The sequence below is a fragment of the Kribbella sp. NPDC104740 genome, from assembly GCF_055583505.1.
In genome coordinates this window covers 1235915-1259396 of sequence record NZ_JBVJNV010000001.1, presented here as the reverse complement: position 1 = coordinate 1259396, position 23482 = coordinate 1235915, and the positions used below count along the sequence as shown (strand labels likewise).

Sequence of the window (23482 nt, the reverse complement as noted above, 5' to 3'; positions counted from 1 at the left end):
CAGCTGAACAGAGAACAGCAACCAGGCACTCGAGCCTGTAGTTTTTCTGTTTTAGCTTCGGGGCCAGGAGTTCCAGGCTGAGGCGAACATTTCGTCGACGGTGTGGGTGTTCTTCCACTCCAGATCGCGGGCTGCCAGTTCGCCGGAGGCGACGACCCGGGAGGGGTCGCCCGGGCGGCGGGGCGCCTCGCCGGGGGTGAAGTCGATGCCGGTGACTCGGCGGGCGGCGTCCATGATCTCGCGGACGCTCGTTCCGGTGCCGGAGCCCAGGTTGTAGACGGGCTCGAGGGTTTTGCCGGAGTCGAGGGCTCGGGCCGCCGCGACGTGGGCTCGGGCGAGGTCGGCGACGTGGACGTAGTCCTTCACCGACGTGCCGTCCGGGGTCGGGTGGTCGGTGCCGTAGATCTGGGGGGTCTTGCCCTGGGTCAGCATGTTGCAGACGATCGGGAAGAGGTTGTACGGGCTGGCGTCGTAGACCTTCGGGTCACCGGAGCCGACCACGTTGAAGTAGCGGAGGGACGTGTGGTTGAGGTCGACGGCCTTCGCCTGGTCCGCCAGGAGCCACTCGCCGACGAGCTTCGTTTCGCCGTACGGGCTCTGGGGGTCGGGGGTGGTCTGCTCGGTGACGATCTCCTCCGTGGGAGTGCCGTAGACGCCGGCGCTGGAGGAGAAGACGATGTTCCGTACGCCGGTGTCGGCCATCGCGTTCAGCAGCGACACCATCGCGGTGACGTTCTGGGTGTAGGTGTGCATCGGCTTGTCGACCGACACTCCGGCGTACTTGTAGCCCGCCAGGTGCACCACGCCGCTGACCCCGGCCAGCGTTTTCCGGGTGAGGTCCGTGTCGAGCAGGTTGGCCTCGACGAACGGCACCCCCTCGACCAGGAACTCCGGCTTGCCGCTGGACAGGTCGTCGATCACCACGACGTCGATCCCGTCCGCCGCGAACGCGCGCACCACGTGCGCCCCGATGTAGCCCGCCCCGCCAGTCACCAGCCATGTCATGCGGCCTATCCTGCCAGTCCCGCGGACCCCTGGCCGAACCGGACCGAATCGGTATCATCGGCCAATGATCGGACTTGTTCTCGCCGCCGGGGCCGGCCGCCGGCTGCGCCCGTACACGGACACGTTGCCCAAGGCGCTGGTCCCGATCGACGCGGAGACCACCCCGCTCGACCTGACCCTGGCGAACTTCGCCGAGGTCGGGCTGACCGATGTGGCGGTCGTCGTCGGGTACGCCGCGGGCGCGATCGAGCAGCGGGTGCCCGACCTGCAGAGCCGGTACGGCGTCCGCATCCAGCTCGTGCACAACGACAAGGCCGAGATCTGGAACAACGCCTACTCGCTGTGGTGCGCCCGGGACCTGTTCGCCGAGGGGGTCGTGCTCGCCAACGGCGACACCGTGCACCCGGTCTCGGTCGAGCACACCCTGCTGAACGCCCGCGGCGGTGACAAGCGGATCATCCTCGCCCTCGACACCGAGAAGCAGCTCGCCGACGAGGAGATGAAGGTGGTCTGGCACGACGACCACGGCGTCCGCAGCATCACCAAGCTGATGGACCCGGCGACGGCCTCGGGTGAGTACATCGGCGTCACGCTGATCGAGCCGGCCGCGGCCGGCGACCTGGCCGACGCGCTGCGCAAGACCTGGGAGAACGACCCGGACCTGTACTACGAGGACGGCTACCAGGTGCTCGCCGACGCCGGCTACCGGATCGACGTCGCCCCGATCGGCAAGGTCGACTGGGTCGAGATCGACAACCACGCCGACCTGGCCCGGGCCCGCGAGATCGTATGCCCCTCCTAGCCCGGTTCGTCACCGCGCCGCTGGTCGTCGACGTCCGGCGCGGTGCCCTCAAGGAGCTGGCCGAGGTGCTGGCCGACCAGCGGATCTCGACGTCCGGCAAGGTCGCGATCGCGGTCGGACCGACGTACGGGCCGATCGTGCAGAACACGTTCGAGCACGGGCTGGTCGACGCCGACTGGTTCACCGTCGACGGCGGCACGATCAACACCGCGATCAAGCTGGTCGAGCAGATCCGGCAGAACCGGTACGACGCGATCGTCGGGATCGGCGGCGGCACGGTGCTGGACGTGACCAAGTTCGCCGCGGCCCGGCTCGGGCTGCCGATGGTCGCGGTCGCCACCAACCTGGCCCACGACGGCATCGGCTCCCCGATCTCCACGCTCGACAACGACGCCGGGCGCGGCTCGTACGGCGTACCGGCGCCGATCGCCGTGGTCGTCGACCTGGACCTGATCGCGCAGGCCCCGCCGCGCTCGGTGCGGTCCGGGATCGGCGAGATCGTCTCGAACCTGTCCGCGATCGCCGACTGGGAGGCCGCGCACGCGGCGCACGGCGAGGAGATCGACGGGCTCGCGGTGTCGCTGGCCCGGACGTCGGCGCAGGCCGTGCTCAACCACCCCGGCGGTATCCAGGACGAGGTGTTCCTGGCCGCGCTGGCCGAGGGCCTGGTGCTGTCCGGGATCTCGATGGTGGTCGCCGGGACGTCGCGGCCGTCGTCGGGCGCCTGTCACGAGATCTCGCACGCGATCGACCTGCTGCACGCGGACCGCCGCGCCTTCCACGGCGAGCAGGTCGGGCTGGGTGCGGCGTTCGCCTGGTACCTGCGCGGCGACGAGCAGGCGTTCGGTACGACGGTCGACTGCCTGCTCCGGCACGGCCTGCCGGTGCGCCCGGCGGACCTGGGCTTCAGCGCGGAGGAGTTCGGCGAGATCGTCGCCTACGCGCCGCAGACCCGTCCGGGGCGGATCACGATCCTGGAGGAGGCGGCGCTGTCACCGGACAAGATCGCCGAGGCGATCGCCGGTTTCGACGAGCAGGTGTCGCGGCGGATCGCTGCTGCTGACGGGCGTGCGCCGGAGCACGGGTGAGTGATCGTCGGCTGGACTGGCCCGACTGCCAGAACGTACGGGACCTCGGCGGCCTGCCGACCGCCGACGGAGGCGAGATCCGGCGCAACGCGCTGATCCGCGCCGACAGCCTGCAACACCTGACCGCAGCAGCCGTGCAGACCATCAAACAAGCCGGAGTGAGCCGCGTCATCGACCTCCGCTCCCACGGCGAGGTGAGCGGCTTCCCGACCCCCTTCACCGGCGACCCGCTCGGGATGCACCTCCCCCTGCAGGACCCGGCCGACCCACCCAGTACGGCGACCACGATCGTCGACGCCTGCACCGAGATGCTCGACCTCCACCCCGACCTGTTCGCGGCCGTCTTCCGCGCCATGCTCGACGCACCCGACGGCGCCGTCGTCGTGCACTGCTACGGCGGCAAGGACCGGACCGGCGTGGTCGTCGCGCTGGCGCTCGCGCTGGCCGGCGTACCGGAGGAGGAGATCGTCGCCGACTACTTCCTCACCCGCGCGAACCTGGCCGACCTGATGGCCGAGCAACTCGCCGCCGAGCCCGACGAGTCCTTGCACGCCGAGATGCTGGAGTTCCGCGAGACCCGCGCCGAGTCGATGACCGCGATCCTCCGCCACCTCGACACGGCGTACGGCGGCCCGGTCCCCTACCTGCGGCAGACCGGACTCACCGACGCCGAACTCGAAGCCCTGAAGCAAAGGCTGACTAGACCCGCGCAGTCGTAGCGGCGGAGGCGCGGACGACCTCGATCGGCTGCTCGATCAGCTCGACACCGATCGCGCCGGAAGTGGGCACCAGCCAAGGGCTTCCCGGTTCGCCGTCCGGAGCGGCCTTCCACGAGCGCCCGACCTTCGGCACCTTGATCGGGTAGATCCGCAGCGCGCCCTCGCGATCGATGTGCAGCCGCAGGAAGCCCTTGTAGTCCTCGAGGCTCTGCCCGGCGAACACCTCGTTGGTGTTGAAGCCGAAGCGGCAGGCGATCAGCAGGTAGAGGCCGACGACGAGCGAGTCCACGAAGCCGACGACCACGGGCGTACCAACGAGCGCGACGACGACGGTGATCCACTGGGCGGCGTTGGCCTCCAACCGGTACAGGACAGCTGCCCAGAAGCCGGCCAGCGCCAGGTGCGCCGCCGAGTGGAGGACACCCGCGACTCCGGCAGCGAACGAACTTCGTTCCAGCCCGAGCCGGGCGAACAGCACCCCGCCGACCACCGTCCCCAGCGCCGCGAAGGCGGCCGGCGTCCACACCGCGAGCGTGCCGAAGACTCCGTGCGGGTCCGACGCCAGCCCGAACTGCACGAGCAGCGCGATCACCGTCTGCAGGAACGCCGTCAGCCCCCAGAACCCCGGGTTGCGCCACGGCAGCCGGAAGATCCCGTTCGCCAGCCGCGACGACTGCGCGCGCGACGGGTACGTCTGCACCCGGTCGTACGTCGTCCGCTCGTCGGTCTCGGTGACCCGCGACGTCTTCGGCGGCAGCTCGAGCTTGTCCGGCAGCAGGTGCGTGGCGGTCAAGTACGCGCCGCCACCACCGCTGGTGATCCGCTGACCGGTGCCGCCTTCCTCGGCGTACCGGGCGTAGTGGTGCGAGTCGCCGGACAGCATCACGTGAACGGTCGCGCCGGCCGGGCGGACGATCTCGCGCTCGAAGAACCGGATCGCGTCGTAGCCGCGGGCGTCGCCGCCCGATCCGGCCTTGATCCACGCGGGTTTCGGCGTACAGAGGATGACGCCGTCGCCTTCGCGCATCTGCGTCGTCGCGCGCCGGAAGTAGGCGAGCTGCGGCGCGTCGATGTACTCGTCGAACTGGGTGTCGATGGCCAGCAGCCACCAGCGCTGCGGCAGCTGGACCGCGAAGTAGCTGCGGGCCTGCTCGGTGTCCCAGCCGCCGACCGGCCGGCCCTGCGCGAAGACCCGCAGGAACGCGGTCAGGCCGTCGTACCAGTCGTGGTTGCCCGGCAGGGCGAAGAGCACGGGCCGGTCCTCGCCGTCGTCCTCGCGCGGGAAGGCCGTGTCCTCGCGCGGGAAGGCCGCGCGGTACGGGCCCTTCGTCCGGTCCTCGTACGCCGTCGCGGACGCGGCCGGGTAGGCCTGGTCGCCGCCCATCACGAGCAGCTGCCCGCGCGGCAGGTGCAGGTTGTCGGCCGGCGACAGTTCCGCTGCCGCGAGCACCGACGCGATCGAGTACGTCGCGTCGAAACCGTCGCCGAGGTCGGCCACGAAGTCGAACCACAGCTCGTCGTCGCCGTGGTGGTAGATCTCGGCCTGCAGGCCGCTCTGGAGCTCGCGCTTGTCGGCGTACGCACCGAAGATGCCGGCCAGCACGGCCTTCAGGCCGGCACTGGCGAGAACGGTCGGGAGGAGCCAGCGAACAGCTCCCCGGCGGCGGAATCCGAGCTGTTCCTCGGACAGGTCGTGCGGGCGGGAATCCTTCACCCGCAGAAGGTACGCGGTCGCGCCGACGGCATCCGGAGTCGTGGCGAATTGTTGTCGAGCCGCGACCATCCGTCACCGGCTGAAACGGTTCAGAGCGCGCCGATGTGAGGTCCCGGCCCGGCGCCCAGTAGATTGGCCCGCATGTCAACCGCCGCCGAGTCGGCCACCACCGCGGACGCCGCGGCACTGGCCGAACGCTACGGGTTGTCCAAGAGCGCGGCACGTCCGCCGCTCGGGGGCTACCTTCGTGAACTGTGGGGCCGTCGCCAGTTCATCTACAGCTACGCCCGCGCGCGCACGTACGCGCTCTACGCGGGAGCCCGGCTGGGATCGGTCTGGCAGATCCTCACCCCACTACTGAACGCCGGGGTCTACTACCTGGCCTTCGGTGTCCTGCTGGGCACCAAGGGCGGGATCGACAACTACCCGGCCTTCCTGATCTGCGGCATGTTCATCTTCACGTACACGCAGCGCTCGATGACCGAGGGTTCGCGGGCGATCGCGACCAACATGTCGCTGATCCGCACGCTGCACTTCCCGCGGGCGACGCTGCCGCTGGCGTACGTGGTCAACGAGCTGAACCAGCTGTTCATCTCGATGGGCATCCTGCTGCTGCTGGTCGGCTTCACCGACGGGCCGTCGCTGAGCTGGTTCCTGGTGATCCCGGCGCTGCTGCTGCAGACGATGTTCAACGTCGGCGTGACGCTGATCTTCGCCCGGCTCGGGACCTTCCTGACCGACATCAGCCAGCTGCTGCCGTTCATCACCCGGACCTGGCTGTACGCCTCCGGCATCTTCTTCTCGATCCCGGACAAGCTGCGCGACGCCGACGCCCCGGGCTGGGTCATCCACCTGCTGGCCCTGAACCCGATCTCGGCCTACATCGACATCATGCGCAGCGCGCTGCTGGAGTCGCACGAGAAGCACGCGCTGCCGAACGCCTGGCCGATCGCGATCGGCTGGGCCGTGGTCGCACTGTTCGGTGGCTTCATCTACTTCTGGCGAGCGGAGGACAGGTATGGCCGTGGCTGAGACGGCAGCTCCGACCCCGGCGGCACCACTGCCGGAGTCCGACGCTGCCCCGACGGTGATCGCCGACAACGTCAACATCATCTACAAGGTGACCGCCGGCTCCGGCGGCAAGGGCACCGCGGCGACCGCGTTCCGGCGGATCCTGAAACGCCAGGACCGGCCGACCATCCGCGAGGTGCACGCGGTCAAGAACGTCACCTTCACCGCCCACAAGGGCGACGCGATCGGCCTGATCGGCCGCAACGGGTCCGGCAAGTCGACGCTGCTGCGGGCGATCGCCGGGCTGCTGCCGCCGGCCTCGGGCGCCATCTACACCGGCGGCCAGCCGTCGCTGCTGGGCGTCAACGCCGCGATGATGAACGACCTGACCGGCGACCGGAACGTCGTCCTGGGCTGTCTGGCGATGGGCATGAGCCCGGCCGAGATCGACGAGCGGTACGACGAGATCGTCGAGTTCTCCGGGATCGGCGACTTCATCGACCTGCCGATGTCGACGTACTCCTCGGGCATGTCGGCGCGGCTGAAGTTCGCGATCGCGTCGGCCAAGACGCACGACATCCTGCTCGTCGACGAGGCGCTGGCCACCGGTGACGCGGAGTTCCGGGTCCGCTCGGAGCAGAAGATCAAGGACCTGCGCGACCAGGCCGGCACGGTCTTCCTGGTCAGCCACTCCCTCGACGTCGTGCTCGACACCTGCAACCGGGCGATCTGGCTCGACAAGGGTGTGCTGCGGATGGACGGGGACGTGAAGGAAGTCGTGGACGCGTACAACAAGGAAGCCACCGGCAAGCGCTGAGGCTGCTCGAGAGGGCCCCTGGGATCTCGGTCCCAGGGGCCCTTTTGTTCGGGGTTGTGCAACCGATGGTTGCATGACATATTGATGTGCAACCAAACGTTGCAGATCATCTCGAGGAGCTCTTCATGGAGTACGCCACGCTCGAACGCGAGATCCACATCGAGGCCGCGCCGGAGGTCGTCTTCGACGTGGTCAGCAGTCCCGACCACGTCCGCGAGTGGTGGCCCGACTCGGCCGACTACCCGCTCGCTCCCGGCGGGTCCGGCCAGATCGTGTTCGACCAGGCCACCGACGACCCGAAGGCCGTCGCGATCACCGTCGTCACGGTCGACCGGCCGCGGCTGTTCTCCTTCCGCTGGACGCACCCGGTCGGCGAGCCCGCCGCCACGGCCAACTCGCTGCTCGTCACCTTCGAGCTCGTCCCCGCCGGGTCCGGTACGACGCTGAAGCTGACCGAGACCGGCTTCCGCGAGCAGGGCTGGGAGGCCGCCGTCCTGGAGGAGACCTACCGCGACCACGAGCTCGGCTGGGACCACCACCTGGCCCGGATCAGCCCGTACGTCGAGAAGCTGGTCGCCCGATGACCGACGGCGGCCTGATCGACGGCGGCCCGATCGACGGCGGCCTGATCGACGGCGGCCTGATCGACGACGGCCCGATCGACGACGGCCCGATCGACGACGGCCCGATCGACGACGGCCCGATCGACGACGGCCCGATCGACGACGGCCCGATCGACGGTGGCCCGATCGACGACGGGCTCTGGTCCGCGATCGGCGACCCGACCAGGCGCCGGCTGCTCGACCTGCTGCTCGCCGACGGCCCCGGTACGGCGACCACCCTCAGCGAGCAGCTCCCGGTGACCCGCCAGGCGGTCGCCAAGCATCTCGGCGTACTGGACCGGGCCGGGCTCATCCATGTCGCCCCAGCGGGCCGCGAGATGCGCTACCAAGTCGACGACGTGCAGTTGGCCCGTGCCGCCGCGCAGCTGGCCGATGTCGGCCAGGCGTGGGACCGCCGGCTGGAGCGCATCAAGCGCCTGGCCGAAACCATTCAGAAGAAGTCCGCATCCGTTCCACCGCAGCAAAAGGAGAAGTGACCGTGCCCGACATCCTGCACCGCATCGCGACTCGCGGCACGACGCCCGAGGACGTCCTGCCCGCGCTGACCACCATCGACGGTCTCGCCGCCTGGTGGACCACCGACACCGAGGGCGACGCCGCCGTCGACGGGACCATCAAGTTCCGCTTCGTCCCCGGCGGCTTCGACATGAAGGTGCTCGACGTGAAACCCGACCAGGTCCGCTGGGAGGTCGCCGAGGGTCCCGAGGAGTGGCTCGGGACGACGATCACCTTCGACCTGAAGCAGGACGGCGAGCACACCGTCGTGCTGTTCGCCCACGAGGGCTGGAAGGAGCCGGTCGAGTTCATGAACCACTGCTCGACCAAGTGGGCGTCGTACCTGCTGAGCCTGAAGGACTACGTCGAGACCGGCAAGGGATCACCGGCGCCGGACGACGTACAGATCAGCAACTGGCACTAGCTCCGACGCAGGGCACTAGGGGCTCTTCTGGGCTGCTTACATCGTTTCGTGGGCGTCGCCAGTGTGACGGATTCTCCTTGTGGACAAGGGATTCCGGGTCGAATCCTGTCGGCGGCGTAGTCCATCATGGTGGTCATGGCAGAGTACGACGAGCGTCCGGTGTGGTCGATGAGCGGCAGCGAGATGCTGTCCGCTCTCGACCAGCTCCAGGCCGCCCTCGCCCGCCTGCAAACCCGCCGCCTCGAGTTGCTGGCAGCCCTGGAAGCGAACGGTCACGCCGCCGAACTCGGCGCCCGCGACACCGCCGAACTGATCGCGCTGCGGCACCGTCTCGACACCGTCGAGGTACGCCGCGACCTCCGCCTGGCGACCGCGCTGCCGAAGTACCCGGACGTCCAGCAAGCCCTCTCGGCCACGCTGCATCCGGCCCAGGCCGAAGTCGTCGTCACCACCCTCGAGCGCATCCCGGCCGCCGCGATGGTCCCCGTCGACGACCTCCGCGTCGCCGAGCAGCAGATGGTGAAAGCCGCCGAACTCCTCGCCCCCGGCGAACTGCGAAAACTCGGCAGGCGCGTCCGCGACACCCTCGACACCGACGGCCCCGAACCCGCCGAGGACCGCGCCCTGGCCGCGGAAACCCTGGCCCTGCGACCGGACGACCACGGCGTCGCCTTCAAGGGCTACCTGGCCGGCGCCCACGCCGAACTTCTCCAGACCTTGATCCTCGCCGGTGCGAAACCCCGCCTCACCCCCGACGGACACCGCGACCCCCGCAGCAGCGGCAAGCGCCGCGCCGACGCCCTCACCAGCATCTTGGAGGTCGCCGCAGCGACCGGTGGTGCTGCGCCCGCACACGGTGACATCAAGCCCCACGTCAGCGTCACGATCGACCTCGCCGACCTTCAGTCCAGCACCGGTACCGGCACCTTCGCCTCTGGCGCCGCCCTCTCCGCAGCCGCCGCCCGCCGCCTGGCCTGCGACGCCGGCGTCATCCCCATGGTCCTCGGCTCGAACTCCGAACCGCTCGACGTCGGCACCGAACACCGCTTCGTCACCCGCGCGATCCGCCAAGCCCTCAACGCCCGAGACCAAGGCTGCGTCATCTGCACCGCCCCGCCGGCCCTGTGCGACGCCCACCACATCACCCACTGGGCCGACGGCGGCCCCACCAACCTCACCAACCTGGCCCTCCTGTGCAAACCCCACCACCAAGCCGTACACCAAGGCCACTGGACCCTCACCATCCGCAACGGCCACCCCCAGGTCAGCACTCCCACCTGGGCCACCCCCGACTCCTCCAAAGACCCGCCCACCGCCGCTTGACCAACCCACCCAGCAATCAGCGCCCCCAGGCCGCTGATCCGACCGCCACGCCCACCCGAGCTCCGGCACGCCCACCCGAGCTCCGGCACGCCCACCCGAGCTCCGGCACGCCCACCCGAGCTCCGGCACGCCCAACCGCCCCAGGCGAGCCAGGTGCTCCGGCGACGTGCGTTCCGCGGCCCGGCCGGCCACGCCCCGGCGCCAACCCCTGACAGTTCCGCGCCCGAAGCGCCGGGGACGGAACGCCGACGCAGCGCGCCGGACGGGAACAAGTCCGAGATGCTGCTCGATTTTCAGCCGCAGATCGGGAAGTTCAAGCTCGTCGACGGGCGGGCCGAGCTGGTCGGCAAGGTGTTGCTGAAGGGCGGGTCGCTGCCCGAGGCGGTCCGTCTGCTGCCTCGTGGGGTACAACGCGTGTCCGGTCCTGGCCGCGGCCGACGAGGACAAGGCCGCCCAGATCATGCGCGAGCACACCGAGCACACACGCACGGCGTACCACGAGCTCCAGTCCGGCGGCGGGGCGCCGATCCAGCCCGCCCCGGAGAAGAAGCCCGCGACCCGCGGAGATCCGCTCCGGCGGCCTACACCCCCAGGAACCGACCACGCTCGCCGCCCCGTACAACCTGCGCACCGACCTGCGCACCGACCGCGATCCCGGTGTCGGAGTTCTCGCTGGCGTTGTTCTGCTCGATCCGGTGCTCCGCCACACGGCGTACGGCGTGTGGTCAGAGGTTGTGGGCTCGGGTCAGGAGGTAGTGGCGTTCTACCTGGTTGGTGGCGAGGGCGGCGGCGGTGAGGTAGGCGGCTCGGGCTTCGGTTGGGTTGCCGGTGGATTCCAGGAGGTGGGCTCGTACGGCGGTGGCTCGGTGTTGGAGGAGAGGGTCTTGGGTGAGCTGGTGGTTCTTGTCCAGGTCGTCGAGGAGGGCGAGGGCTCGATGGGGGCCGAAGGCCTTGGAGACCGCGACGACCCGGCTCAGGCGGACCGGCGCGGTGGGGGCCAGGCGCTCCAGCCAGAGGTAGAGCGCGGCGATCTGCGGCCAGTCGGTCGCGTCGGCCGAGGGCGCTTGGGCGTGCACGGCGGCGATCGCGGCTTGGAGCTGGTACGGGCCGACCTGGTTCTGGGCCCAGGCTGCTTCGATCAGCGCGACGCCTTCGGTGATCGCCGTCTGGTCCCAGCGCGAACGGTCCTGGTCTTCGAGCTGGATCAGGTGGTTGTCGTCGTCGGCCCGCGTCGCGTCGCGGGAGGTCGTCAGCAGCATCAGCGCCAGCAGGCCGGTGACCTCGGCGTCGTCGGGCAGCAGGCCGTGCAGCATGCGGGTGAGGCGGATCGCTTCCTGGGTGAGGTCGGCGCGGGCCAGCTGTTCGCCTGACGTGGCGGTGTAGCCCTCGTTGAAGATCAGGTAGAGGACATGCATGACGGCCGCGATCCGCTCGTCCTGCGCGTCGGTCGGCGCGCTGAACCGCGCGCCGGTTTCCTTGAGCGTCTGCTTGGCGCGGCTGATCCGGGTCGACATCGAGCGCTCGGCAGCGCCGTACGCGTGGGCGATCTCGGCCGTCGTCAGGCCGCCGACGGCGCGCAGGGTCAGGGCGACCTGAGACGGCGGGGAGAGCGCCGGGTGGCAGCAGAGGAAGAGCAGCAGGAGGCTGTCGTCCTGGTCGGCGACCCACGGCGCCGAGCCGGCCGGGTCGCCGTCGGCCGCAGCCGCCCGGTCGGCCTGAACCTGCACGTGAACGGCGGCCTGGGCCGCTTCCTGCTCGCGGCGCCGGTCGGCCTGGGCCGCTTCCTGCTCGCGGCGCCGGTCGGCCTGCTCGGAGCGCAGCAGGTCGACCATCCGCCGGTACGCGACCCGGATCAGCCAGCTCCGCGGATCGTCCGGTACGCCGTCGACCGGCCAGCGCCGGGACGCGACCAGCAGCGCCTCCTGGGTCGCGTCCTCGGCCTCGGCGAAGCGGCTGAAGCGGCGTACGAGAGCGCCCAGTACCTGCGGCGCCTCGGCGCGCAGCAGCTCCTCGAGCTCCATCTCAGCCGGCGAAGTCGTCGCCCATGATCGGCCGGATCTCCATCGGCTCGCCGAGCACGTCGACCATCCGCTTCACGATGTCGGTCGCCCGCTCCAGGCTCACGCAGTCGATCACCGCGAAGCTCGCCAGCACCTCCTTGAGCTCCGCGAACGGCCCGTCGGTCGCCACCACGCCCGCTCCGGTCTTCCGCACGGTCGTCGAGACCACCGGGTGCCCGAGGCCCTCGCTGGTGACGAACTCGCCGGTCTCCCGGAGCTCCTTCTCGAACACCTGGTACGCCGCGAACGCCGCGAGCGCCTCCTCCGACGGCACGTCCGCCGTCGCGCCGTCCCAGCTGTCGGCCGGGGTGTAGCTCAGTACCAGAAACTTCATCGGGTCCTCCGGTTCAGCTGTACGGCGTACAGGGTGGTCCAGGTGAAGGCCACGACCCCATTCAAGGCGATCTGCAGGCTCGACTCGGTCGGCGACATGGGCAGCAGCATCACCAGCGCGACGAACCCGTGGCCGATCGCCGCCTTGGTCGCGCGGCGCCGGACCGCGTCGACGACCAGGACGATGCAGGCGACCGCGAGCGCGGTGAACGCGACGACCGCACCGATCGAGTGGACGACGCTGTGCCAGGACATCGCGACCGCGCCGTCGGGCGCGCCGGTCGGGAAGCCGTACTGCGGGTCCATCGGGAACAGGCCCGCGAGCACGAGCCCGGCGCCGAAGATGCCGAGGAAGAGCGGCACCGCGCGGCGGCCGGTGCCGTCGGTGATCAGCCTGCGGCGGGCGACGGCGAGCGCGATCACGCCCAGGCCGGTGAGTACGAAACTGATCATTTGGATCCAGCCGAGTGATCCAGTGGCCAGCTGACTGATCGGGTGGACCCGCAGGTCGAAGCCGTCGCGGGTCAGCATCTGGGCGATCGCGACGGCGTAGAAGAACGGCCCGGCGATGGCGGCGGCGGTCAGCAGTTGGGCCGGTCGGGTGGCGGTGAGAGTGGTCATCAGGTGCTCCTCGGGTCGGTCGGTCACCGCTACCTCGCTGCCGCCCGACCTGCTTCAACATCTCTCAGATGTGATCCACATCACACGAGCTGAGATGTTGAAGCGTCCCCGGCAGCTCCGAGGTGGCCGTGAGTGCGCAGGAGCCGCGCACCAGACCCGGAGGAGAACCAAGATGACCGAGAACCACACCCCGCCCGCCCCGACCGCCGGCCTGCACGCCCTCGACCGCCTGGTCGGCGAGTGGACCGTCACCGGAGGCGCCGAGGGCGTCGTCCGGTACGAGTGGATGGAAGGCCGCTACTTCCTGCTGCAGACCGTGGAGCTGGAGCAGTACGGACAGCAGGCGAAGGGCCTGGAGATCATCGGCAACCTCCGCCCGTTCGGCGAACCGCCCAGCGCGGACGTCCACTCCCGCTTCTACGACTCGACCGGCAACACCCTCGACTACACCTACGAACTGGACGGCGACAAGCTCACCATCTGGGGCGGCCCGAAGGGCAGCCCGGCGTACTTCGAAGGCACCTTCACCGACCACGATCGCGTGATGTCAGGCAACTGGATCTACCCCGGCGGAGGCGGCTACGAGTCCACGATGACCCGGCGCTAGCCGATCTCGGCCCACTCCATCCCACGCTCCAGGAACTCCGCCCGGTACTCCCGGTGCTCACCCCGCAGCGCCTGGCAGGTGACCCCGACCAGATCCGCCAGCGTGCCCTCTTCGCAGGGCCGCACGTAGTCGGAGCACGCCTCCCAGACGAACCCTTCGTCGCCTGACTCCGCGACCAGGAACGCGCCGCCACCGTCGATCGCGAACGGCAGACCGTCCACGCCCGCTTGCTCCCGGCACCAGCTGCGGGCGAACGGCGCCTCCTCGGGGACTCGCTGCAACGGGAGGAACTGCCAGAAGCGTGGGAACAGGTACAGCGGCCGATCACCGCGCTGCCAGGTGATGCCGTCGTGCCAGCTGTAGAGCTGTTCGGCGGCGGTTGCCGGAGCGATGCCGAGCAGGTCGAACGTGGACCGGATCTCCTCCGGCGAGGCGCCTACGTTGAGTTGGCGCTTCGCCGGCGGGTGGACGGCGAGCAGGCGGTCGAGCTCCGCCAGCCGGTCGGCCAGCGGGCTCGGTACGACGGTCAGGCCGGGCCCGGGGTGGTGAGGGCCGGGCCGGCCGGCTTTTCCTGGAGGCCGACGATGAAGCCCAGGCCCCAGGAGACGTGCATGGTGGCGATGACGCCGGGGAGCCAGAAGAGCGCCTTCCAGGGCAGATAGCGGCCTTCCATGGCGGAGCCGGCGATGACGGCGAGGGCGTAGCCGAGTGGGATGACGAAGCCCAGGTCGAGGATCGGGCTGCCGACGATCAGGCCGACGATGCCGAGGATGGTGCCGACGGCGAGCAGGCCGACGGCGACCGGCGGGGCCAGATAGCGCTTGTTGGCGGTCTCCGGGTGCCGGCGGATCACCTCGCGGCGCCACTGGCCGGTGTGGAAGAACTGCTTCGCGACGGCCGACAGCGACGAGCGCGGCCGGTACGTCACCGACAGGTCGGGGCTGAACCAGATCAGCCCGCCGGTCTTGCGGATCCGGTAGTTCAGCTCCCAGTCCTGGGCGCGGTGCATCGACTCGTCGAAGCCGCCGACGCGTTCCAGCGCCGTCCGCTTGAAGACCCCGAGGTACACGGTGTCGGCCGGTCCGGCCTTGCCGCCCTGGTGGAACGTCGACGCGCCGAGCCCGAGCCGCGACCGGTAGGCACACGCGACGGCCATCTCGAACGGCGTGCGGCCCTCGGCGGCCATCACGCCGCCGACGTTGTCCGCGCCGCTCTCCTCCAGCACCTCGACCGCGCGGGTGATGTACCCCTGGGTCAGTACGCCGTGCCCGTCGACCCGGACGACGATGTCGTGCCGGGCGTGCGCGATCCCGACGTTCAGCCCGGCCGGCGTCTTGCCGGTCGGGTTCGGGACGATGGTGATCCGCTGGTCGCTCGCGGCCAGCCGGTCGGCGATCTCCTGCGTCCGGTCCTTGCTCGGGCCGATCGCGAGCACGACCTCCAACTCGCCGGGATACTCCTGGTCGAGAACGCGGCCGACCGCCTCCTCGAGGTGGCGTTCCTCGTTCAGCACGGGCATCACGACGGAGACCGGGGGCCAGTTGGACAGCATCTTCAGGTCAGGCCTTACAGACTTGTGCGACGTCGTCGACGTCGGTGGATGGCTTGGTCGGGGTCTTGCTGGGCTTCTTGCTGGGAGACACGCTACTCGGTGTGTCCGACTTCTTACCGTCCCCGTCGTCGGACCCCTTGTCCAGGGCCTCGGACTTGCTGACCGCCTCGGCGACCTTCGTCCGGATCAGGCCGAAGTCGGGGTCACCGGTCTTGATCAGCGGTGGGACCGGCGAGAAGGATGACACCGGAAGCTTCTTGGAGTCCAGCGCGAGGTCGGTGAAGGTCCCGAGCTCACCCGACGGGATGTTGGTCTGGACCACCTCTTTGCTGGCCGACGCGATGCCCTGGAACTTGGTCAGCACCTTCTGCGGCGACAGCTGGTTGAGCATCGCGGTCATCACGCACTTCTGCCGGGTCATCCGCTCGTAGTCGCTGGCCCCGGCCCGGGACCGGGCGAACCACATCGCGTGGTACCCGTCGAGGTGCTGGTCCTTGCCGGGTTTGATGTAGCCCTTGATCGGCCCGCCGATCCCGCCGATCGGTACCTTCTTGCCGACGTCGACGGTGATCCCGCCGACCGCGTCGAGCAGGTGCTGGAAGCCGGCGATGTCGATCAGCACGTAGTAGTTGACCTTCAGCCCGGTCAGTCCCTCGACCGCCTGCTGGGTCGCGACCAGGCCGGGCTCCTTGACGCCCGGGAAGTGCTGCTTGTGCCCCATCGCCCAGGTGTAGACGCCGTTCAGGTAGCAGTCGTGGCCGCACCCGTCCCACTCGAAACCGTTCGGGAACTGCTTGGCCATCTCGGTCCCCTCCGGGAACGGCACCTTCGCCATGTTCCGCGGCAGGCCGATCAGCACGGTCCGCCCGGTCTCGGCGTCGATGCTGGCCAGCGTCAGACTGTCCGGCCGTACGCCGATCCGGTTGGCCCCGGAGTCCCCGCCGAGCAGCAGCACGTTGTAGCGGCCCTTGTCCGCCTTGGACTTCTCCCCGTTGCCGAACACGCTGGCCACGAAGTCGCGCTGCGCCGACACGATCGTCGAGCTCCAGATCAGCACGGTCATCACCAGCACCACCAGTACGCCGTCCACGATGCTCGCGGTCAGCCGGTGGTTGCGTTCCAAGGTCAGCGGCCGGCCGAGCCGGTAGGCGTCGACGAACAGCGCGGCCCACCCGATCGCCAGCAGGATCAGCAGAATCTGCACGATCCGCAGCGTGGTCGGCGACACGATGAGGTTGATCGTCCCGGACCGCCAGACCAGCGACAGCAGCACCAGGAACACGACGACCGCGACGATTCCCGCGATCACCCGCCAGGCCGCCCGCCCGGCTTTCTTGCTGCCCGCGACGATCTGCGCCGAGCCGGGCAGCACCAGCGTCATCAGCAGCAGCGCCAGCGCCCGCTTGAAACGGACCGGCTCACTGAGATTCCGCAGCTCCGGCTTCTCCGGCCGCATCACATCCACCTCCTGTTCCCCCCAGGGTCACTTCGTACGACGTACGGGGCAGGGGGATGGTTCGAGCTGGGCGGATTCCGAGTCGGAGAGTAACAGCCCGAAAGCGCCACGAAGGCGCCGACCTGCGGGGGTCGACGCCTTCGTAACGTAGGTCTCAGCGCAGCCCGTACGCGTCCAGCACGGTCACCTCGACGGCGTTGCCGGCGGAGTCGGTCGCCTTGGCCCGCAAGGAGATCGCGGCTCCCGGCGGTGTCGCGGCGATCGCGAGGAAGCCGTTGCGTTGCGTGACAACGGTCGCTCTCTGCCACGTCTTGCCCTGGTCCCCGGAGAGCTCGACGACCGGCTTGCCCAGCTTGCCGACCGTCGCTCCCGGCTGTGGCGTCACGGTGAACGGGAGCCGCGTGACCGGCGTCCGCCGGACGTCGTTGGCCGCGTCGACCGCCGGCTGGTAGCCGATCGACCACAGCGGCAGGTTCTCCCCCTGCTCGCTCGTCGTGTCCGAGTCGAAGGTCCAGACCGCCTTCACCTGCGTCGATCGGCGCGCGGCCGCGTTCCGGACGACCTCACTCTCCAACCGGTACGACGCCCGGCCGGGCTCGACCTCCACACCACGCCCGATGTTCCCGGGACTGGTCGTCTCGGCCACCAGGCGACCGTCGCGGTACAGCCTGGTCGCGGCCTCGGTGTCCATTCCCCATCCCGAGTGGCCGGCCGCGTCGTCGTACAAGCCGAAGCGGGCGGAGAAGAGGTCGCCGTACCGGGCCGCCGAGCCTTCCCGCACCGACGGCGCGAGCACCGCGTTGTTCCAGGGCGTCACGTACCGCCGGCCGGGCTCGGCCGTCCGGCTGATCGTCCCGTTCTGCGCGGTGACCAGGGCGCTGTCCATCCCGGCACCGTCGCGCTCCTGGAACTGCTCGGACACTTCGGCGCCGGGCTCGACGTACTCGGTCACCGTGCGGTGTCCCGTCCCGGCGAACCCCTTGCTCCAGTGGCCCCGCATCTCCGGGGCCAGCACGGTCGTCGACTTGCTGGTGGTGTTCCCGGGGCCGGTCGTGGACAGGCGGGACTCGAACGGGACCAGGCTCCGTGGCTGCACGACGCGGTCGAACCCGGTGAAGAACACGCCGCGGACGGTGTTCATCGTGGTGTAGGTGACCGGCGTCTCCGCGAAGTCCCCGGTGCTGCCGGGCACCGCCCACTGGGTCATCAGGCTCGAGGTCACCTCGCCGGCCGCGACCGCCGGGCCGAGCTGTGCGGCGTACAGCGAACCGAGCGTGTCGGCCGGGTAATCGAACCACAGAGCCGATCCGTCGTCGGCGCGACGGGTGAAGTACAGCGCGGCCATCGACGAGGCGACCGCGGGATCGTCGACCCGGACGTCGAACGGCCGGGCCTGGCGGGCATCTAGCGCGACCGTCGTGGCGGCGGTCAGGTCCAGGAACGGCTGGACCAGGATGCTCGTCGTCGTGCCGGTCGGGATGAAGCTGACCACGACGTACCGGCCCGGCGGGAGGTCGACGGTGGCCTCGCCGGTGCCGACGTCGACGGCGCCGTTGACGGTTCCGTCCAGGGCGGCGACGGTGGTTCGCGCGCCGGGCGCGAGCGCGCCGGTCCGATCGAGATGCCTGAGGGTCAGCGGGACGGTGGCCTGCTGGAAGCGGCGGGTGAGTGCGCCGGGGGTCGCGGTCGGGTCGATCCGCTGCCCGGCCTGCCGTCCGGGGAGCTCGGTCCGGAACGCTTGCCGGGGTTCGGCGTACGCCGGTGTGGGGTCTTGCGGGGGTTCGGCGTACGCCGATGTGGGGTGCGGTGCGGCGGTGGCCGTCGTACCGGTGAGTGGGAGGAGGGCGAGGGCGAGCAGAACGATCAGTCGTTGTCGTGAACGCATACCCAGAGGTGTCCGCCGGGCCGGTGGATGGTTGCCGGTGCGGAGGGAAACCCCTGCACCCGCCCCCGGATCGGCAGGTTTGACGCGTTCGTGATGGTTTCGGTGGCCGGTCTTCGGATACGAAGAGTTCCAGGGCCACTACGCCCTGTCCGCAACCGCCCAGTGCGCGGACACCTGTGAGGACAAAGGATCACCGCCCATGAAACTCGTCCGTTCCGTTCTCGTTTCTGCTCTCGCCTGCAGCGCTGTGCTGCTCGGTGGCAGCCAGGCCCACGCCGTGGAGGTCGCCGAACCGGCGGCAGCACCGGCGAAGGCCGCCGCTCCCGGTGCCGACTACACCGGCATCGCGGCGCTCAGCAACTGTTCCGCCTCCCTGGTCCGGTACGCCGAGTCCGTCGGCACCGACAAGGCGATGGTGCTCACCAACGGCCACTGCTACGAGGGAGGTTTCCTCAACCCCGGCACCGTTCTGGTGAACCGCGCGTCGACGCGGTCGATCACGCTGCTGCGCCCGAACGCGAGCAACGCCGGCACCGTCCGCGCCTCGCGGATCCTTTACGGCACGATGACCAAGACCGACATGATCGTGTACGAGGTGAACGAGACCTACAACGCGATCAAGACCCGGCTGAACGTGACGCCGCTGACGCTGGCCAAGCAGGGCCCGGCCAACGGCGCCGGGATGGCGGTCGTGTCGGGGTACTGGAAGCGCATCTACACCTGCTCGGTGCAGGCCACGATCCCCACGCTGCGTGAGGGCGACTGGACCTGGAAGAGCTCGATCAAGTACCTGCAGCCGGGTTGCGAGACGATCGGCGGTACGTCGGGCTCGCCGATCGTGAGCACCAGCACCGGTCAGGTGATCGGCGTCAACAACACCGGCAACGAGGACGGCGCCCGCTGCACGGTGAACAACCCGTGCGAGGTGGATGCGAACGGCAACGTCACGGTCGACCAGGGGGCGGCGTACGGGCAGCAGACCTGGTGGCTCTACACCTGCCTGACCGCGAGCCGCACGATCGACCTGAACAAGTCGGGCTGCCAGCTGGCGAAGCCCGCTCGCCGCTAGTGGTCGCCGGGACTCGCCGGTAGGCGTTTGCCGTACGAGGGGTGACGCGCGCCACATGCGTGGGTAAGGTGCCGACGCATGGCAGTCGACTCGTCAACCCCTCGTACGGCCGAACCGAACCGCTGGCAGAGCCCGATCGGGGTGAAACCCCGGCTGGTCGCGGCCAGCGCGCTGATGCTGTTCCTGGAGCTCGCGCTGATCCGCTGGACCGGCTCCAACGTGGTCCACCTCAGCTACTTCTCCAACTTCGTGCTGCTCGGCTCGTTCCTCGGGATCGGGATCGGGATCCTGCGGGCCGGGAAGGCGAAGCGGCTGCCGTACTACTCCCCGATCATGCTCGGGCTGCTGGTCCTGGTGATCGCCTGGAAACCGGTGACCGTCAACCGGTCCGGCGACAGCGTCATCTACTTCACCAGCCTGGACACCACCGGACCGCCGGTCTGGGTGATCCTGCCGATCATCTTCGTCGCCGCGGCCGTCATCCTGGCCGGCCCGGCCGAGCTGGTCGGCCGCTGCTTCACCGAGCTGCCGCGGCTGACGGCGTACCGGTACGACCTGATCGGCAGCCTGACCGGGATCGTCACGTTCACGCTGCTGTCTTTCCTCGGCGCGCCGCCGATCTGGTGGGGGCTGCTCGTCACCGTCGGGTTCCTGGCGCTGATGGTGCCGGGCAAGAAGGCGACCGCGGCCGCTCTGAGCGGCGCGCTGGTGGCGACACCGCTGCTGGTGATGCTCGGCGTGCTGCTGCACGAGTCGACCCGGCCGGACAACAGCTGGTCGCCGTACTACAAGGTGCAGACCTCCTCCTCGACGTACGAGGGCACGCCGCTGCTGACGATCAAGGTGAACGGCGTCCCGCACCAGCAGGCGATCCCGGCCGAGAAGCGGCTGCAGTGGGAGCCGCAGTACGGGCTGCCGTACGAGCGGGCCGCGAAGAAGAACCCGGAGAACGTGCTGATCATCGGCGCCGGCTCCGGCACCGACGTGGCCGTTGCCCTGCGCAACGGCGCCAAGCACGTCGACGCGGTCGAGATCGACCCGAAGCTGCGCGACATCGGCCGCGAGCAGCACCCGGACCACCCGTACCAGGACCCGCGGGTCAGCTCGCACATCGACGACGGGCGCGCGTTCCTGTCGCGGACCGACAAGAAGTACGACCTGATCCTGCTGGCGCTGCCGGACTCGCTGACGCTGGTCAACGGCGCGAGCTCGCTGCGGCTGGAGAGCTACCTGTTCACCGAGCAGGCGTTCAAGAGCGCGCAGGAGCATCTCGCGCCGGGCGGCGCGTTCGCGATGTACAACTACTACCGCGAGACCTGGCTGATCGACCGGCTCGCGTCGACGGCGCAGAAGGCGTTCGGGCACAAGCCGTGCGTCGACAAGGTCGGCGACGACCTGCAGCAGGCCGTCGTCACGGTCGGGCTGACGCCGGCCGACCAGACCTGCGGCGCGGAGTGGGCGGGCGCGACCTCGACGACTCCCCCGCCGGCGACCGACAACCGGCCGTTCCTGTACCTGTTCACGGACCGGATCCCGTCGCTGTACCTGGTGACGCTCGGCCTGATCCTGGTCGCCGGACTGATCGGGGTGGGGATCGCGGGCGGCGGTTCGTCGTACCGGCGGATGCGTCCGTACACCGACCTGTTCCTGCTCGGCGCGGGCTTCATGCTGCTGGAGACGAAGTCGATCACCGGTTTCGCGCTGCTCTTCGGCACCACCTGGGTCGTCAACGCGATCGTCTTCGCCGGCGTCCTGGTCGCCGTGCTGGCGGCCGTCGAAGTCACCAGACGCTTCAAAACGCCACCCCTGAAGACGATGTACGTCGTCCTCTTCGGCGGCCTGCTGCTGAGCTGGATCTTCCCCGACAGCTGGCTCCTGAGCATGCCGCTCGGCCTGCGCGCGGTGGTCGCGGTCCTGATCGCGTTCCTCCCGATCTTCGCCGCGAACGTCATCTTCGCCAAACGCTTCACCGACACCGCCGACAGCACCGCGAGCTTCGGCGCCAACCTGCTGGGCGCCCTGCTCGGCGGCTGCCTCGAGTACGCCGCCCTGCTGATCGGCTTCGACGGGCTGATCATCATCGCGGCGCTGCTGTACGTCGGAGCGTTCCTGCTGCGACCGAAATCCGTTGCCGGGGTGGGTTCCTGACGCCTAGGTTCTGATGTCTGGGTCCCTCCGGACCTCCGCGGACGACGACGGAGGTTCTGCGATGGACGACCTGACCGAGTACTACCGGCGGCGCGCCCGCGAGTACGACGCGGTGTACGCGAAGCCCGAACGCCAGGACGACCTCCGCCGGCTGCGGTCGGCGGTGGTCGAGCTGGTGGGCGGGCTGCGCGTGCTCGAGGTCGCCGCCGGGACCGGGTACTGGACCGAGGTGATGGCGCCCGCCGCGCGGTCGGTGCTGGCGACCGACCTGGCCGAGGAGACGCTCGCGGTGGCGCGCGAGCGGTCGTACGACGGGGACGTGGCGTTCCAGGCGCTCGATGTCGCGGAGCTCGACGGGCTCGGCGGGGAGTACGACCTGGTCTTCGCCGGGTTCTTCTGGTCGCACGTGCCGCGGGCCGAGGCGGTCGACTTCGTGCGGCGGCTCGGGCGGCGGGCGCCTCGGGTGGTGCTCGTCGACAACCTGTACGTCGAGGGCAGCAGTACGCCGATCCGCTCGGTCGGTGACGACACCTTTCAGACGCGGCGGCTGGCCGACGGGTCGGCGTACGAGGTGCTGAAGAACTTCCCGCGGGACGGGAACGTCGAAGCGGACCTCCGGGCGCTGGGCTCGGAGGTCCGCTTCGAGACGTTCGGGTACTACTGGATCGCGACCTACTTCGGCGGCGGGGCCGGGTAGTCCGGGTCCACGCCGTCGGTCTCAGCGGGCGGAGCCGGGTAGTCGGGGTCCACGCCGTCGGTCTCGGCCGGCGGCGCCGGGTAGTCCGGGTCGACGCCGTCGGAGATCGGGTCCGGCGGGGACGGCTGGGGGGCCGGGTAGTCGGGGTCGACGCCGTCGTTGCCGGTGCCGGGGCCGCCGTGCGGGTGGTAGCCGCGGGGTTCGTCGGCGGGCGGGACCGGGTAGTCCGGGTCGACGCCGTTCTGACCGAAGGTCGGGAACGTGTTGGCCTGGGTCGGAGGGTTGTTCGGGCCGGGTTGAGCCATGGTTGCCTTTCTCGCGCGGCGGCGGCGGACGGTGTCGACGACGATCAGCACGATGCCGATCAGGAAGAGCAGGACGAACGAGCCGATCGCCAGCAGCACCGACCCCACCAGCGAGGCGAGGGCGAGCTTCGGGCCGGCGTAGAAGGTGCCGCCGGTGTCCGCGGTGTCGCAGGCGACCACGACCTCCTGGGCCGGGACCTTGCGGACCGACTGCGCGACGACGTACCAGGTGTCGCCGTTCAGCGTGATCTGCTGGGACCCCTTCACCCGTTCCAGCGGGATGTCGGCGCCGGAGGCATCTTTCGCGGTACAGGGCGGGATCAGCGCCGGGACCGTCGAGTACACGGTCAGCCCGTCCGCGGTCAGCTGCACAGTCCCACCGTCGACCCGCGTCGGGGCCTTCGGCAGGTTCTGCACCAGGCGGACCACGAAGATCCCGCTCAGCACGATCCCGAGGACGAAGCAACCGACTGCGATCCACGTCAGTGTCCGCTTCGGCGCCACAGGTCCCCCGGAGTAGCTCGTCATACCCGCACGCTAACCCGCCGGAGGATCCCGTCAGGCCAATCTGCCCGAAAGGGCGACGGACCGGTGCGGGGCAGCGGACCCGGCGCGGGGCAACGGACCCGGCGCGGGGCAGCGCACCCGGCGCGGGGCAGCGCACCCGGTGCAGGGCAGCGCACCCGGTGCAGGGCAGCGCACCCGGTGCAGGGCAGCGCACCCGGTGC

24 protein-coding genes are annotated in these 23482 nt (G+C 69.9%); 13 read left to right on the top strand and 11 right to left on the bottom strand.

The genetic code is table 11. The annotated features are described in order from the left end of the window. Positions 1-51 precede the first annotated feature (51 nt). Positions 52-1005 (bottom strand): UDP-glucose 4-epimerase GalE, encoded by a 954-nt coding sequence (gene galE / locus ACZ6Z4_RS05950; RefSeq protein WP_465558617.1) that lies wholly within the window; start codon positions 1003-1005, stop codon positions 52-54. 64 nt (positions 1006-1069) lie between these two features. Here galE and ACZ6Z4_RS05945 point away from each other — a divergent pair, with 64 nt between their 5' ends. The 3 genes from ACZ6Z4_RS05945 to ACZ6Z4_RS05935 are packed head-to-tail and all read left to right on the top strand — an operon-like array spanning position 1070 to position 3614. Beyond that, complete coding sequence (locus ACZ6Z4_RS05945) at positions 1070-1807, top strand: phosphocholine cytidylyltransferase family protein (RefSeq protein WP_465558615.1); 738 nt, start codon at positions 1070-1072, stop codon at positions 1805-1807. Then, positions 1795-2895 (top strand): iron-containing alcohol dehydrogenase family protein, encoded by a 1101-nt coding sequence (locus ACZ6Z4_RS05940; protein WP_465558613.1) that lies wholly within the window; start codon positions 1795-1797, stop codon positions 2893-2895. Before ACZ6Z4_RS05945 ends, ACZ6Z4_RS05940 begins: the two co-directional genes overlap by 13 nt. Continuing rightward, positions 2892-3614: a tyrosine-protein phosphatase gene (locus ACZ6Z4_RS05935; protein WP_465558611.1), complete on the top strand. Its 723-nt coding sequence runs from the start codon at positions 2892-2894 to the stop codon at positions 3612-3614. The genes ACZ6Z4_RS05940 and ACZ6Z4_RS05935 overlap by 4 nt, the downstream gene beginning before the upstream one ends. Here the strand turns inward: ACZ6Z4_RS05935 and ACZ6Z4_RS05930 are convergent. Next, positions 3595-5328, bottom strand: a complete 1734-nt coding sequence (locus tag ACZ6Z4_RS05930) for a metallophosphoesterase (protein WP_465558609.1) — start codon at positions 5326-5328, stop codon at positions 3595-3597. The genes ACZ6Z4_RS05935 and ACZ6Z4_RS05930 overlap by 20 nt on opposite strands. Before the next feature lie 141 nt (positions 5329-5469). Between ACZ6Z4_RS05930 and ACZ6Z4_RS05925 the strand changes: the two genes are divergently transcribed. From ACZ6Z4_RS05925 to ACZ6Z4_RS05900, 6 genes are all read left to right on the top strand, one after another. Beyond that, positions 5470-6360: an ABC transporter permease gene (locus ACZ6Z4_RS05925; RefSeq protein ID WP_363676561.1), complete on the top strand. Its 891-nt coding sequence runs from the start codon at positions 5470-5472 to the stop codon at positions 6358-6360. Further along, a complete protein-coding gene (locus ACZ6Z4_RS05920; RefSeq protein WP_465558606.1) occupies positions 6347-7156 on the top strand; it encodes an ABC transporter ATP-binding protein in 810 nt (269 codons plus the stop codon). The genes ACZ6Z4_RS05925 and ACZ6Z4_RS05920 overlap by 14 nt, the downstream gene beginning before the upstream one ends. 125 nt (positions 7157-7281) lie before the next feature. Continuing rightward, positions 7282-7740: an SRPBCC domain-containing protein gene (locus ACZ6Z4_RS05915; protein ID WP_465558604.1), complete on the top strand. Its 459-nt coding sequence runs from the start codon at positions 7282-7284 to the stop codon at positions 7738-7740. Next, on the top strand, positions 7737-8255 hold the full coding sequence (locus tag ACZ6Z4_RS05910) for an ArsR/SmtB family transcription factor (protein ID WP_465558602.1): 519 nt from the start codon (positions 7737-7739) through the stop codon (positions 8253-8255). The genes ACZ6Z4_RS05915 and ACZ6Z4_RS05910 overlap by 4 nt, the downstream gene beginning before the upstream one ends. Then, complete coding sequence (locus tag ACZ6Z4_RS05905) at positions 8252-8698, top strand: SRPBCC family protein (protein ID WP_465558600.1); 447 nt, start codon at positions 8252-8254, stop codon at positions 8696-8698. Before ACZ6Z4_RS05910 ends, ACZ6Z4_RS05905 begins: the two co-directional genes overlap by 4 nt. 135 nt (positions 8699-8833) lie before the next feature. Beyond that, complete coding sequence (locus ACZ6Z4_RS05900) at positions 8834-10021, top strand: HNH endonuclease signature motif containing protein (protein WP_465558598.1); 1188 nt, start codon at positions 8834-8836, stop codon at positions 10019-10021. 581 nt (positions 10022-10602) lie between these two features. On the opposite strand, the gene ACZ6Z4_RS05895 is transcribed toward ACZ6Z4_RS05900, so the two are convergent. The 4 genes from ACZ6Z4_RS05895 to ACZ6Z4_RS05880 are packed head-to-tail and all read right to left on the bottom strand — an operon-like array spanning position 10603 to position 13035. Beyond that, entirely contained in the window at positions 10603-10728 is a 126-nt protein-coding gene (locus ACZ6Z4_RS05895) for a hypothetical protein (protein ID WP_465558596.1), read from the bottom strand. Positions 10729-10746: 18 nt separating this feature from the next. Then, positions 10747-12042 (bottom strand): RNA polymerase sigma factor, encoded by a 1296-nt coding sequence (locus tag ACZ6Z4_RS05890; RefSeq protein WP_465558594.1) that lies wholly within the window; start codon positions 12040-12042, stop codon positions 10747-10749. 1 nt (position 12043) lies between these two features. Next, positions 12044-12415 (bottom strand): YciI family protein, encoded by a 372-nt coding sequence (locus tag ACZ6Z4_RS05885; RefSeq protein WP_363676554.1) that lies wholly within the window; start codon positions 12413-12415, stop codon positions 12044-12046. Continuing rightward, positions 12412-13035, bottom strand: coding sequence for a DUF998 domain-containing protein (locus ACZ6Z4_RS05880; protein WP_465558591.1), 624 nt, complete (start codon positions 13033-13035; stop codon positions 12412-12414). Before ACZ6Z4_RS05880 ends, ACZ6Z4_RS05885 begins: the two co-directional genes overlap by 4 nt. 172 nt (positions 13036-13207) lie before the next feature. Between ACZ6Z4_RS05880 and ACZ6Z4_RS05875 the strand changes: the two genes are divergently transcribed. Continuing rightward, positions 13208-13642 carry a hypothetical protein gene (locus tag ACZ6Z4_RS05875; RefSeq protein ID WP_465558589.1) on the top strand — a complete coding sequence of 145 codons (435 nt, stop codon included), beginning with the start codon at positions 13208-13210 and terminating at the stop codon, positions 13640-13642. Here the strand turns inward: ACZ6Z4_RS05875 and ACZ6Z4_RS05870 are convergent. The 4 genes from ACZ6Z4_RS05870 to ACZ6Z4_RS05855 form a co-directional block, all read right to left on the bottom strand. Next, positions 13639-13863, bottom strand: coding sequence for a hypothetical protein (locus ACZ6Z4_RS05870; RefSeq protein WP_465558587.1), 225 nt, complete (start codon positions 13861-13863; stop codon positions 13639-13641). The genes ACZ6Z4_RS05875 and ACZ6Z4_RS05870 overlap by 4 nt on opposite strands. A gap of 305 nt (positions 13864-14168) precedes the next feature. Continuing rightward, positions 14169-15191, bottom strand: a complete 1023-nt coding sequence (locus ACZ6Z4_RS05865) for a glycosyltransferase family 2 protein (protein WP_465560587.1) — start codon at positions 15189-15191, stop codon at positions 14169-14171. 10 nt (positions 15192-15201) lie between these two features. Then, positions 15202-16650, bottom strand: a complete 1449-nt coding sequence (locus ACZ6Z4_RS05860; RefSeq protein ID WP_465558583.1) for an LCP family protein — start codon at positions 16648-16650, stop codon at positions 15202-15204. 154 nt (positions 16651-16804) lie between these two features. Then, complete coding sequence (locus tag ACZ6Z4_RS05855) at positions 16805-18535, bottom strand: hypothetical protein (RefSeq protein WP_465558581.1); 1731 nt, start codon at positions 18533-18535, stop codon at positions 16805-16807. Between the two features lie 199 nt (positions 18536-18734). Here ACZ6Z4_RS05855 and ACZ6Z4_RS05850 point away from each other — a divergent pair, with 199 nt between their 5' ends. The 3 genes from ACZ6Z4_RS05850 to ACZ6Z4_RS05840 all read left to right on the top strand — a co-directional run bounded on the left by ACZ6Z4_RS05850 (position 18735) and on the right by ACZ6Z4_RS05840 (position 22449). Further along, a complete protein-coding gene (locus tag ACZ6Z4_RS05850; protein WP_465558579.1) occupies positions 18735-19604 on the top strand; it encodes a S1 family peptidase in 870 nt (289 codons plus the stop codon). A 78-nt stretch (positions 19605-19682) separates the two neighbouring features. After that, positions 19683-21752, top strand: coding sequence for a spermine/spermidine synthase domain-containing protein (locus tag ACZ6Z4_RS05845; RefSeq protein ID WP_465558576.1), 2070 nt, complete (start codon positions 19683-19685; stop codon positions 21750-21752). A gap of 61 nt (positions 21753-21813) precedes the next feature. Continuing rightward, entirely contained in the window at positions 21814-22449 is a 636-nt protein-coding gene (locus ACZ6Z4_RS05840) for a class I SAM-dependent methyltransferase (protein WP_465558573.1), read from the top strand. Here ACZ6Z4_RS05840 and ACZ6Z4_RS05835 read toward each other — a convergent pair. Further along, positions 22425-23282 carry a hypothetical protein gene (locus ACZ6Z4_RS05835; RefSeq protein WP_465558571.1) on the bottom strand — a complete coding sequence of 286 codons (858 nt, stop codon included), beginning with the start codon at positions 23280-23282 and terminating at the stop codon, positions 22425-22427. The genes ACZ6Z4_RS05840 and ACZ6Z4_RS05835 overlap by 25 nt on opposite strands. Positions 23283-23482 lie beyond the last annotated feature (200 nt).